A 12179-nucleotide genomic window follows, 5' to 3' on the forward strand; every position below is an offset into this window, starting at 1 on the left:
TGCTGGCAATCGCCTTTCCCCAGAGCGGCGCACCACCGGGTATCTACAGCTTCACCTCAACCGACGGACTTAACTTCGGCAACCGCGACCTGGTACTGACCGGAGAAAACAATATTGACCCGGCGATTATTGCTTCAGGTAGCGGAACTTACAGGGTCTACTACTGGAATATCACGGACCAGCCTTCAGTCATAAAAAGTCTCAGCGGTAAACTGGCGTCGTCTTCCACACCAGTATCCACCCTTGCCCCACCTAATATAGAATCAGTTCTTGCGGCAAGGAGCATTTCGGGAGCAAGGCTATGGCTATTTGCCGTTGATGATGGCAGACCTCAGTTAGCCATCTCAGCGGAGGCGGACGGCAAGTTGCTAATGGGCCGTCTGGATGTAACCGACCCTCAAGCTACGGTATCGTGGCAGACGGTGGTCAGCCCAACCGACACGGGTGGAGCGTCTATCGCTGACCACTGGCATATTTTCGCTCACGGCTATCACTGGCTGGTTTTCTCGGTGACGGGAGACAGCGCCAGCTACCTGCTCAAGCTGGACAAGGATTTCCAGCGTCTCGGTATTGTCTCTGTCGGGCATACGGATGGACCCACCAATGACATGTTCCTGGCGGCTGAACCTGAAGGCGTGGCTGTTGGTCATTTCGCCCCGGGTTACGGACACACTATTCACCGCTTCGATGTGCAGGCCAACAAGACCGGGCAGGTACGTATCGGCGGCGGTATCTATGCTCATGCCAACGGTTCCAGTGCCATACCGGTGGAGGGGGGTTATCTCGTCTTCGCTTCCGAGACACTGAATCCCTCGGTCACCGGCGCGGTTAAAATCATCCAGTTAGACGCCTCGTGGCAACCGGTCAGTATCGAGGAGGTGCTGGATGAAGACGGCACCAATGCGGCGATGTCCACGGCTGTCAGGTTAGATAGTGGCTATACTATTGTGCACCTTCGCGTCCTTACCGGTGTGTCTCGGCGCCAGACAGCGCCTGCCCCTCCGCAACAGGGTTCTCTGCTGCCGGATGACAGTGGCGCACTGGTGCGGTTGGTGCTGGCTCCAGATGGGACAATCGCCAACCGGGAGACTCTTGTCTCAGATGGTACCAACAGGCCCCACACCGCCCTGGTGGACGACCTGCTGGTAACTACCTGGGATGAGAATGGCACGGCGCGCCTGCGTGTTGACCGCATCAAGTGACAGGCGTGATTTCATGCGGACAAAATGACGAATTGCTCAAAAACTAGCGCCGAAATGAGGCCAGCATAAACTATATCCGGGGGTCTTTTGCTAAGAAGGAATTTTTAGTAAGAGGCTTTCCTTTACGGGATCGAAACCGACTTTCAATTCAAGTTCGATGCCTCTCATCTCCAGCCCGCTGACTTGCCCTTTGAGTTGGGCCTGCAAGTCCGAAACAAGCTCCGTAATCTTTTCCGGCGTGACTTCCGCGAAACCAGCCGGTTTATTTGCAGCCGGGCGTTTCAAAACCTGCTCTTTCAGACGCTCGTTTTGACTCTCCAGCTCCTGAAGTCTGCGTTGAAAACCGGCTAGTGAATTGAGAGCATCCTCTTTTTCCTCGATTGTCCTGTCAAGCTCATTCCGGAGTTTTTCAACCAGGCTCCGGTCCTTCCCCGTTTCTTCTTTCAGCTTGTTAATCTCACCGGAAAGACGGGCGTTTTCAGCGGACAGAGTCTTAATCTGAAGGCTCAGTTGTGCAGTATGATTAGCCGTTTCTGCCGGTACCGGTTTCAGGGGAGCGGCCGGTGCCTTTGATAGTTTTTTCAAAGCGGCTACCTGTTCGTCCATAGACCCGACAGCGTGTCCAACGGAAATTCTGCCGGGGACGTTAGATGCCTTTTTCTCCGGGGCTTTGGTTTCCCTGACCACAGGACGGGTCTGTGGCTTGATATTCAACCTGCTCCTTATCTTATCTTGCAACGTCTTTACCTTCCGGTTCATCCGGTACAATCATCTCGCGGACAACCTTGCCATCTTTACTCCGTAAAGTGACCAGCCATCGATTTTGTTCCGGAACGAAGCTCGGTTTGATATCAAGCGTCCCCGACCTTTGTTCCAATTTGGTTATAGCAGGTCGTCTTCTGATTTCTTCGATGACCTGAACAGGCGTCTTTTCAGGCGCTTTGGTTGGTTCCGCCGAAGGAGCTGCTGTTTGGGCGGCCACCACCATGCTTTCTCCGAGCGTAGCGACGTAGGTAACACGAATGGTAGATAGTGTTCCGGCATCGATATCTCCCCGGAGTATGTCCTCTATGGGAATGGTTCTAACCGTCAAACGCCCCACGGCGTTTTTGCTGACCGCAACCTTTACTTCCAGATCGGCATTGCTAAGCATCATGTTCACGGGAACATTCAGGTCTGGAACCAGTGATACCTGAGCTTCAGCCAGTGACCGCCCGGCCGCTTCCAGGAAGTCGCCCAGTTCCATATCACCAGATGTTGATTTCTCAACCATTACACTCTTCTCCTGCACCTGCGCTGCTGTTTATCCGGTTGTCTCCGTGTTGCGGGAAGGTTCAATTCGTATCGGCGATGGAACAGGTACCAACCTGGCTGTCAGTTTTGATGTTACTTTAAGGTCCCGGTTCAGCTTCCTTTCCATCCGGATATTACTCGTGTTAGCGAAAAGCGTCTTTCGTCCTTTTTCTTCACCGGTAGTAGACTGGTTTTCAACTATCTGCAGGTCCATAGCCACTTCTACCGTCGCCTCAGAGAACTGGTAAAATGTAGGCAGCATGCCAAGTTCAAGCAGGGAAATACTTTGCGGCTCACCATTCTTGTATGTGACCTTCCCCTTTTCGTCAATAATTTCGGTAACGCTGCTGATTACGTTTACCCTCGTGTTCGCCAGTTCCGCCAGCATCTCAGCGGAAGACCTGTCCAGGCTCAACTGAGCATCAGCGATTCCTTCGGCCAGCATCCTGACCAGGTCCGCAAATGAAGTTGAGGGCACTTCTTTTACCGGTATCTCCGGAGGAATGACCGGAGTACGAAAAGCCCTGATATCGCCTGCGGGGCGAAATGAATTAGAAACCATCGTCTGACTCCATTACCAACAGCATTTTGCTCCCTTATTATCCGTAATTATAACGCATTACCAACCGCACTACAAAGACATGACATTATACCGAAGAAGTCTCGATTTGCCACTTCTCTGTTTGCCCGGAAGTCCTGCGAACCCCTGATTACGGATAAATACGCGTTACTATTCGTTATCCGGCGTTTCTTTGGGAGGACGGTTATCTATAATTGTCAGTGTAGGTGCGATTCGCTCTGGCGGAGGCACCGGCACCATCTTGGTAACCAGTCTGCTTGTGCCTTTTACTTCCTTACCAAACTTGCGGTTGTGAGAGACATCAATGGCTACAGACGCGCTCCAGCAGGCAAAGCCGACCTTAGCTTTTACGCCCACTTTAATATTTGTTTCACGGGATGTCGTAGTCTTGATATCCATGGTCACTTCAATTGTGGCTTCAGAAAACTGGTAGAAAGTGGGTAAAAGGCCGATTTGAAGCAGTGAAACATTAACCGGAGGTGTTTCCGCGAAAGTAACCGTCCCGTCAGCGGCGATTGTCTGCGTTATCCCCAGAACAAGCGGTACCGAGGTCTCGGCCAGAAGCTGAGCTGTCTCGACTGAGTTTTCGTCCAGCGCTCTTTGAGCTTCGGCGATTCCCAGTCCCAGTTTCAGAACCATCTCCGGTAACGGTACCGCCAGAAGTTCCTGTCCTACACTTGCCATTATAGTTCCCTCCTAAAAAATATTTGTTACGGTTTTTGCCGGGAAACTAGTATTCAGCCGGATTCGGCTGCGCCGCCCAGCATAGCTATTGCCCTGTTGAATCGTTCAATATCCACAGAAACGGGGCCAATTCGGGAGATATCACGATGGTTCCTCAGTGTAATATAACTTGAGAAGGGCATCGTGACCAGATAATTCCAGGAAGACAGTTTGAGCACAACGGAGCCGCCGGCGCCGGATATTGCTCGCTCCGGCGATACCGAGTTTCCGATGACCAAGAACATGCCGGGTTGAGAACCATCGATGCTTATTCTGGCCCCCATCGCTTCCGTAATCGGCGATGTCCCGAAACTTTTAGCCGCTGATTGTTTATTCATTCTTTTCCGATACTGCAGCCAACCTCGACTTCATTACCTCAGACAAAATAATATTATATCATGCCAGATAGGACATCAATGTATCTTTGACTATACTTTTGGTACAAAAGTATAGTTTTAATGGTTAGCAAGCGTGATGCCTCATTCGAGCGGTGCGGAGCCAGTTGCATATACCAACGACCCCCTGAGCTCGACAACGCCCATTTCGGATAGAAACTGCACAGCACCCTCGGCCAGTCCTTCCGCACATCTGACATCCAGGGAGCGGTCCTTCTCCATAATGGCGCGGGTGAGGCCGCTGATGGTGGACGGCCCTGCGGCAAGACATGTCCTGACCATGCCTAGCAGGGAATCCACCGTGAAGTCGGCACATATATTATCGATAAGAAACTGCACTGTTTTCATATGATGTTCCTATTTGCCTCCGCCGGATGCAGACAGTCGTACTCAACTTTCAGTTCACTATAGATTCGTATTCACTCCTCATCTCAATCACAGCTAACCTCGTAAATGCTCGGCGAAGAAGCCGAACACCTTTTGCCACGCATCCATAGCCTGCTGCGGCCGGTAGCGTTCTGTATGGTAGTACCAGAACCCGTGACCCGCACCGTCATACCGATGGAACTGGTAGTTCTTCCCGTGCCTCTTTAGCTCTTCCTCGTGCCGGTTCACCTGCTCGGGGGAAGGACTCTGGTCATCATTGCCAAAGATACCCAGCAGAGGACAAGCCAGATTACCGGTGTAGTCAATGGCAGCCACAGGCTGGGCTGGGGTCAGTTCCTCGCGTGAAGCGACCACCCGGCCACCCCAGCAATCGACTGCCGCATTGAACCCGCTAACCCGGCATGCCACCAGAAAAGAGTGACGACCGCCCGAGCAAGTACCTATCACCCCTACTTTACCGTTGGAGTAAGGTAAAGCTCTCAGGTATTGCATCGCCCCTTCACAATCACCCACTACGCTATCATCAGAAACTCCGCCCGCGCCGCGAGCCACTGCCGCTATTTCTTCCGGGGTTCCGTGCCCAAACCGGCAGTTCACGTCAGGGCAGATGGCCAGATACCCGTGCTGCGAGAAGCGGCGGGAAGTCTCACGATAGAACTCATCCCATCCCGGTAAATGAGCGATTAAGACTATCCCCGGGAACGGGCCCTTCCCCAGCGGCCGTGAAAAGTAGGCATGGATAAGGTCACCGTTATGGCCCGCGATGGTGACCGTCTCGGCCAGCATTCCCTGGTACTCATCAGTCCTGAACTGGTTCCACATGGGCTTCCTCCTTGACTTTAGATAATAGACTTCATCCTGTAGCTTTTGGCCCCATTTTATACCGTGCGGACTAACTTGTAAAACTAGGCAGTCACCAATTGCTCTATCAGCAAATCGACAATGCGGGTCACGTCCTCTTGTGCGAAGCGCCGGACACCGTTTGGCATCACGGAGGGAGACACCGTGGCCAGCAGTTCCCCTTTAAAGTCAGGCGCCCGTTGGTCATCTTCGCCCCGGACCAGAACTTTGGCGGTGTTCAGGCCTTTATAGCCTTCCGTGAGTATGATGTCTACCTTACCCTCCAGCAAATCCGTAATCTCAGCCAGCACCGGCTCGCGGTCAATTTTCTCAAGGACTGCCATCTGGGTTTGCGAAGAAAGGACGACTATGTTACTACCTGCCTGAGCATAGCGCCAGGTGTCTTTTCCCGGTATATCAATTTCACAGGCTTTACTGGTGTGCTTGATTACCCCAACCCGATATCCCCTGCCTTTGAGTTCATTGATTACTTTTTCCAGCAGCGTAGTCTTGCCGGAGTTGGAATAGCCAACGAAAGAAACTACTTTTGTCATTCGCATCATCCACATCCTCCTACCGGGTCTCCTGCAGACCTGACCTAACAGGGACTCTCGCATCCTTTCCGCTGATAATAGTACCAATTGACGACCGTAGCCACGAGATAGTAACCCGCTATCCCGTAGAAAAAGGGAACAGGACTGCCAGCCTTGGTTATGGCTATGCCTATCAAAAACGACCAGACAAACGGCCCGTAGGCGGCTATTGCCGCTGTCCAGCCGATAACTCCTGCTCCCTGTCTGGGGGAGTGAGCAAAGATAACAGGATACTGGCGGAATGTTGAAGCATTGCCCATGCCGGATGCCGTGAAGATAACCAGCATGAAAATGACAAACATGGGGAACTGGGCTACCGAGGTGGGCGTCAATAAACCGGTGAACGCCATCAGCAGACCGCTGGCCAACATCACTATGCCCGACAATGTGGTCAGGATGGCTCCGCCGAATTTGTCACTGACTGGCCCCATTACCACTCGCATGACGGAGCCTACCAGGGGTCCCAGGAAGGCGAATTTCAGAGGGTCCGGGGCATCCGGAAAACCGCCGTAAACGGTGGCAATCAACAGAGGGAACGTGGCGGAAAACCCGGAAAATGAACCAAAGGTCATTACGTAGGTAATGGTGCAAAACCAGGTGTGTTTACTCTTGAAAATATCTAACTGCTCTTTGAAGGATGCCCTCACCGGCACACTCCTCAGGAATATCCAGGCCAGAATACCCATCACCATCAGCAGTGGCGCATATACGAAAGCCGCATTTTGCAGCCAGACGTTACTGGTGACCTCACCTTTGGTAAAAACCTGTGAGCCGCCAACCACAGCCCCGAAGGCGGCAACGCCGATTATCCACGGGGTGACAAACTGGGTGATGGTAACTCCGAAGTTGCCTATCCCCGCCTGTATGCCCAGAGCGGTTCCGAGCCGCCGTTTGGGGAAAAACAGACTGGTGCTGGGCATGTGAGAAGAAAAATCACCACCCCCTAAACCCGCCGAAAAAGCCAGCGCCAGAAACAGCCAGAAGGGTGTCTGAGGGTTCATCACCGCCAGGCCTATACCCACAACTGGAAACAACTTAAGCAGGGTAGCGATGGTGATAACGTGCCGCGTGCCAAATATGGGAATAAGGAAGGTGTGGAGGATACGAAAGGTCCCGCCGGCTAACCCGGGCATGGCAGCCAGCCAGAACAGCTGCATTTCATTGTACTGAAAACCAATAGACGGAAGCCGCACTACCAGCGCGCTCATCAGGAACCATGTGGCAAAGGAGAGAACAAGGGCAAGGGTGGTGATCGTCAGCGTCCGCCATGCGATCTTACCACCCGTCTCTTTCCAGAACTGAGAGTCTTCCGGTTCCCACTTCTTGACCCAGGTTGACACTGGATTACACTCCTTTTTACATTACCTGCTGAAGACTTTGTTGTTTCAGCCAGCTGAGAACTTAACTATCGAAACTAGCCAGGCAATCGGTGGGATCTCCCCATGCCTATAAAGCAGAGGAGTCCCAGTGTTCTGACAAACAAATCAGATACAGTAACATGATTCAGCCGCGTTGTTTCTCCGGCGTGGTGACCGCCGGGCTGGGCACACGCAACTTACCCACAACAGAGACACGTTGAAGCACGTAAGCGAGTACTATCGAAATAACCGACAGAGCAATAAAGATAGCAAAACCGTTGGCATAACCAGCATTACCCTGGAGGCTGACGAAAAATCCCATCAGCGGTGGAATAACAAAACCTCCAAAAGCACCGATACCGCCCACCCAACCGGCGGCACCGCCTACCGCCTCTCTTACCTCCTGAGGCACCAGCTTGAAAACAGCCGCATTGGCTACCCCCATGCCCCCGGCCATAATAATCTCACCGGCGACGGAGATACCAAAACTGTGCGAAAACGTCATTATGATAGAGCCGACCAGTAGCATTGACAAGGAGAGCACGGCTGTTCTTTCGCCGCCGAGGCGGTCGGAAAGGGATCCTCCGCCAACGCGGATAATCGATGCCAGCAGAGAAAAGGCTGCCGTAAGGATTCCCGCTATCGCGATTCTCAGTCCGAAGAATGATCCCCAATAGGTGGGTAGCCAGGCCGTCAAAGCGATAAAACCGCCGAAACTGGTGAAATAAATAGACACCAGTACCCAGGTTTTCCAGTTGCGGGCGGCGAGACCCAGTGATTGCATGGCGTTTCCGTAGGGACAGAGCTCCTGTCCCGCTTTGTTTGCGAGATCTTTAGCCTTTGCCGGAGACTGGCCAATGCGGATACACTGAAAATAATAGGCGTCTTGCCCGGTAATGAAGTAAATGATAATGCCTGCCCCAAGGAGAATGAGCCACACCAGATATGCTCCCTGCAGACCCCAACCACCCAGCGCTAGCGGCAGCATCATTGAAAAGAGCCCCGGCGCTATGTTGCCTATGCCGCCATATAACCCTAAAACAGTACCCTGTTTTCGCTGCGGAAACCAGTAGGACACCTGCCCGATACCCACAGAGAAGGTGGCGATACCACAGCCACACAACACACCGAGCAGGAGCAGCAAAGGATAATGCGCTGCGGTGATCCTATCCGGATAAAGCCAGGTAACTACCCCGAATAGCGTGGCCATGCCCGCGAAAGCAAGAATCAGGAGAATCAGGAACGGGCGCCGGCCGCCGCTGGTATCAGCCCAGGCTCCAAAGGGTATCCGCAGCAACGAGCCGGACAGTGTGGGGATGGCTACCAGGAAGCCCAACATGACCGGACTCAGTGACATAACGTCCTGGAACTGTTTCGCCGTCGGCCCGAATAGAGCAACGGCGGCGAAGCCTATAAAGAAACCGAGAGTGGCGCTAAAAAGACCTTTGTTCGGCGTACCCTTGAGGTACTCACGCAGGTCTCTCTCACCTGTCATTGCCGTCTCTCACCGGAAACGTTTGACGGCGGTTCCACATCACTATCTGATACGGTCGCCACAGATAGGCAAAGGGTACCGACAGCATATGCACCAGGCGGCTGAACGGGAACAGGCCAAACAGGATAAAGGCGTTGATGGCGTGGAGCTTTGACGGCAGCGGCAGTGATGTCATGTATTCTATCTTCGGCGACAGGGTCAGCAGAGACCAGAGATACGGCGTGGCCGTCTGGACAAACCATGCCGAGCCCCAGCGGTAGAAGATAGCGGTAAGGATTCCCGTAACCACCTGAGCCAGCAATACCGCGAGGAGTATCACATCCATGGCGGAGGTTGTCTTGCGCACGTTAGTAGCAACTCCCCGCCTCAGAATGAGGACAGCCAGCCCCGCCAGCAGCAAAATACTCAGCGCCAGTCCCGTCCCTTCCAGGATATACAAGCGTACCGGAACGGCATTAAAGGCCGTGACGCTCCGGGGGAACAGGATTCCGGCGATATGGCCGAGCAGGACAAGAATGATACCATAGTGCCAGGGCGCGGAACCCCAGAATAACCGCCGGTTCTCCAGAAACTGTGAGGAGACACTGGAATAGCTGAACTGGTTGGTGACATAGCGCCATACCAGTCCCACTATCATCAGCACTATGGTAATGTAAGGGAACACCCCAAACAGGAAGGACTCAAGCATTGGAAACACCTCCCGTCTTCATCAATTGCCGGGACACGTGCTGAAGGAAGTCCTGCAGTGGTCCGATCACCAGGGCATACTGATTATCAGTTTTCTTCAGTTCCTTTTCTATTTGAGCCAGAACGGGCAGGAGACACTCTTCCACCAGGGGCGAAACGAATTCAGGGTCTTCAGCCACGCTTATAAACCTGAGTACCACACCCAGGTGGTCGGCGAGTTCAGCGCCACCGGAGAAAGAACAGGTCTGGTAGGCCTCCCGTAATTTGATAAGAAAAATACTGCGCTTGGGAGTATCACCAAAAAGGTGATAGCCCACGTAAAGAGTAGAGGCCGGAGTAATATCAAAAGTCTCGGCGTACAGTTCCTGCCACTCTTCCAGGCTCTGTTTTGCGATAAAACCAGCGAATGAGCGTACCGGTCCCGCAGTACCGGGAATTAACTGCTCAAGCTGCTGAGCACAATTCGCTGTGGATACTGTGGACGAGTTGTCCGGATAGTCCAGCGTCTCCGCAAAAAGCCGGCAGAGTTGTTTTGTCTCTTTACTCAGCATCACAGTCCTCGCTTGGGTTGACTGGTGAAGCCAAAGCCAGCCTGTCCCTGCTGCTTGAACGTTTCGACGGAAAGCTCTGTGACTTCCTCACGGTGGTACGGCGGCAGGACGAAGCGGTCCTCGAAGCGCGGCAGCGCGGTCAAGCGGGCTATCTCCTCGGCCTCTTCAGCGGTACAGCCAGCCTCGACCATGATCGTGTTTGCCTGATGCTCCGTAAGATTACCGGACGAATGCGCCTGTTTATAGGCACGGACGGCCATTAATTTCATCAGCGCCCTCTTTACAATGTCCTCATTACCCGCCGAAAACAGGCGCGCCATGTATTTCATGGGTACCCGGAGGTTTTCCACGCTGCCAAAGAAGTCACTGCTACCCAGGTCATAACTCCCGTTCCTGGTCGAAGCGAGCACGGGTAATAGGGGCGGAACGTAAAACAGCATCGGAAGGGTTCTGAATTCGATATGTAGCGGCAGGGCGATACCCCACTGCTTGACAAATTTGTAGACTGGGGATCTCTGAGCTACAGCAATCCAGTCGTCACCGATACCAGTCTTCCGAGCCGCGGCAACTACCCGAGCGTCATTCGGGTCAAGAATAAGACTACGTTGGGCATCGACCAGTCCGGCGTCCGGGGTCCTGGCCACTTCCTCGATACGGTCAGCGTCATAGAACAGGATCCCGCTATAGCGAATACGGCCGACACAGGAATGGAAACAGGCTGGCGCCTGCCCTGTCTCAAGGCGGGGATAACAGAGAATACACTTCTCCGACTTACCGGTCTTCCAGTTATAATAGGTTTTCTTATAAGGACAACCGCTCACGCAGAAGCGCCAGCCACGGCACTTCTCCTGGCTGACAAGGACAATCCCGTCCTCAGCCCGTTTGTACGTGGCGCCGGAGGGGCAGACAGCCACACAGCCCGGGTTCAGGCAGTGATTGCAGGTTCGGGGGATATAGAAAAACACCATTTGCTCCAGCCTGAAGAGCGCCTCACGTTCAGCATCGGTCAATTCATTCAGATTAATGTCATTCCGGGCGTATACCGGCGAACCACTGAGGTCGTCATCCCAGTTCGGTCCGGCCTCAATATCCAGGAATTTGCCGCTTATCCTGGATACCGCGCGCGCCGTCGGCTGGTCATCGGCCTGGGGCGCGGTGAAGAGGTGCTCGTATTTGTATGTCCACGGCTCGTAGTAGTCGTCCATGGTGGGCAGAGAGGGATTGAAGAAAATATTGCTCAGCATACCGAGGCGGCTGCCCAATCTCGGCCGGAGGGAATTCCCCTTGACCTCCCAGCCCCCGTTATACCTGGACTGGTCCTCCCATAATGTGGGATAGCCTGTGCCCGGTTTGGTCTCCACGTTGTTCCACCACATGTATTCGGCGCCTTCACGGGAAGTCCACACATTCTTACAGGCAACGCTGCACGTGTGACAGCCGATGCACTTATCCAGGTGAAAGACCGCTGAAAGTTGTGCCCGGACATCCATATCCTTATTCTCCTCTTACCAGTTCGGTTGTCCTTCCAGTTTGCGCACCATAATGTAGCTGTCGCGGTTGACCCCCGTCGGCCCCCAGTAGTTAAAAGCGTAGGTGAACTGCCCGTAGCCACCGGCCATCAGCACCGGCTTCAGGCGGACGCGGGTCAGGCTGTTGTGACCGCCGGCCCGGCGGTTACCTCTCAACGGCGACTTGGGCACGGAAATCGTACGCTCCGGCGAATGATAGATAATACAGCTACCTCTAGGAATACGGGCGCTGATGACGGCGCGGGTAACCACGACACCGTGGTCGTTGTATATCTCTACCCAGTCATTATCTTTGACGCCAATCGACCGGGCGTCTTCCTCGTTAATCCAGAAGGGGTCAATCCCCCGGGACAGGGTCAGCATCAGCTCGTTATCGGAATAGGTGGAGTGGATGTGCCACTTGCCGTGGGGCGTCAGGTAGTTCAGCATTATGCTCTTGGCATCCGGCTTGCTCCTGGTGAAGTCACCGTAAACGCGCGGGTCGGGGTTTGGTTTGTAGGCCGGCAGGTTTTCGCCAAAGGCAAGGTAAAGCTCATGGTCATGATA

15 protein-coding genes are annotated in these 12179 nt (G+C 53.6%); 1 reads left to right on the top strand and 14 read right to left on the bottom strand.

All coding sequences use genetic code 11. From position 1 onward, the window contains the following. Positions 1 to 1202 (top strand): hypothetical protein (locus tag Q8Q07_03540; protein ID MDP3879364.1); only part of this gene is annotated, 1202 nt, incomplete at its 5' end. A 90-nt stretch (positions 1203 to 1292) separates the two neighbouring features. On the opposite strand, the gene Q8Q07_03545 is transcribed toward Q8Q07_03540, so the two are convergent. The 14 genes from Q8Q07_03545 to Q8Q07_03610 form a co-directional block, all read right to left on the bottom strand. Then, on the bottom strand, positions 1293 to 1940 hold the full coding sequence (locus Q8Q07_03545) for a hypothetical protein (protein ID MDP3879365.1): 648 nt from the start codon (positions 1938 to 1940) through the stop codon (positions 1293 to 1295). Further along, positions 1930 to 2475 carry a hypothetical protein gene (locus Q8Q07_03550; protein MDP3879366.1) on the bottom strand — a complete coding sequence of 182 codons (546 nt, stop codon included), beginning with the start codon at positions 2473 to 2475 and terminating at the stop codon, positions 1930 to 1932. Before Q8Q07_03550 ends, Q8Q07_03545 begins: the two co-directional genes overlap by 11 nt. Positions 2476 to 2505: 30 nt before the next feature. Then, a complete protein-coding gene (locus Q8Q07_03555; protein ID MDP3879367.1) occupies positions 2506 to 3057 on the bottom strand; it encodes a hypothetical protein in 552 nt (183 codons plus the stop codon). Positions 3058 to 3225: 168 nt separating this feature from the next. Beyond that, positions 3226 to 3759 carry a hypothetical protein gene (locus Q8Q07_03560; GenBank protein ID MDP3879368.1) on the bottom strand — a complete coding sequence of 178 codons (534 nt, stop codon included), beginning with the start codon at positions 3757 to 3759 and terminating at the stop codon, positions 3226 to 3228. Between the two features lie 53 nt (positions 3760 to 3812). Further along, the gene (locus Q8Q07_03565; GenBank protein ID MDP3879369.1) at positions 3813 to 4136 is read right to left on the bottom strand and encodes a hypothetical protein; all 324 of its coding nucleotides are present in this window, start codon (positions 4134 to 4136) and stop codon (positions 3813 to 3815) included. Positions 4137 to 4277: 141 nt separating this feature from the next. Continuing rightward, on the bottom strand, positions 4278 to 4541 hold the full coding sequence (locus Q8Q07_03570; GenBank protein ID MDP3879370.1) for a hypothetical protein: 264 nt from the start codon (positions 4539 to 4541) through the stop codon (positions 4278 to 4280). A 93-nt stretch (positions 4542 to 4634) separates the two neighbouring features. Next, positions 4635 to 5402 (bottom strand): dienelactone hydrolase family protein, encoded by a 768-nt coding sequence (locus tag Q8Q07_03575; protein MDP3879371.1) that lies wholly within the window; start codon positions 5400 to 5402, stop codon positions 4635 to 4637. Positions 5403 to 5485: 83 nt separating this feature from the next. Further along, on the bottom strand, positions 5486 to 5983 hold the full coding sequence (mobB, locus tag Q8Q07_03580) for a molybdopterin-guanine dinucleotide biosynthesis protein B (protein MDP3879372.1): 498 nt from the start codon (positions 5981 to 5983) through the stop codon (positions 5486 to 5488). 35 nt (positions 5984 to 6018) lie between these two features. Continuing rightward, positions 6019 to 7353: an MFS transporter gene (locus Q8Q07_03585; GenBank protein ID MDP3879373.1), complete on the bottom strand. Its 1335-nt coding sequence runs from the start codon at positions 7351 to 7353 to the stop codon at positions 6019 to 6021. A 163-nt stretch (positions 7354 to 7516) separates the two neighbouring features. Next, a complete protein-coding gene (locus Q8Q07_03590; GenBank protein ID MDP3879374.1) occupies positions 7517 to 8866 on the bottom strand; it encodes an MFS transporter in 1350 nt (449 codons plus the stop codon). Next, the gene (narI, locus tag Q8Q07_03595) at positions 8856 to 9554 is read right to left on the bottom strand and encodes a respiratory nitrate reductase subunit gamma (GenBank protein ID MDP3879375.1); all 699 of its coding nucleotides are present in this window, start codon (positions 9552 to 9554) and stop codon (positions 8856 to 8858) included. The genes Q8Q07_03590 and narI overlap by 11 nt, the downstream gene beginning before the upstream one ends. Next, positions 9547 to 10104 carry a molecular chaperone TorD family protein gene (locus Q8Q07_03600; protein ID MDP3879376.1) on the bottom strand — a complete coding sequence of 186 codons (558 nt, stop codon included), beginning with the start codon at positions 10102 to 10104 and terminating at the stop codon, positions 9547 to 9549. The genes narI and Q8Q07_03600 overlap by 8 nt, the downstream gene beginning before the upstream one ends. Further along, a complete protein-coding gene (gene narH, locus Q8Q07_03605) occupies positions 10104 to 11594 on the bottom strand; it encodes a nitrate reductase subunit beta (GenBank protein MDP3879377.1) in 1491 nt (496 codons plus the stop codon). The genes Q8Q07_03600 and narH overlap by 1 nt, the downstream gene beginning before the upstream one ends. Positions 11595 to 11609: 15 nt before the next feature. Further along, on the bottom strand, positions 11610 to 12179 hold a 570-nt coding region (locus Q8Q07_03610; GenBank protein ID MDP3879378.1), incomplete at its 5' end, for a molybdopterin dinucleotide binding domain-containing protein.

Source organism: Dehalococcoidales bacterium (assembly GCA_030698765.1).
GTDB lineage: Bacteria > Chloroflexota > Dehalococcoidia > Dehalococcoidales > UBA2162 > JAUYMF01.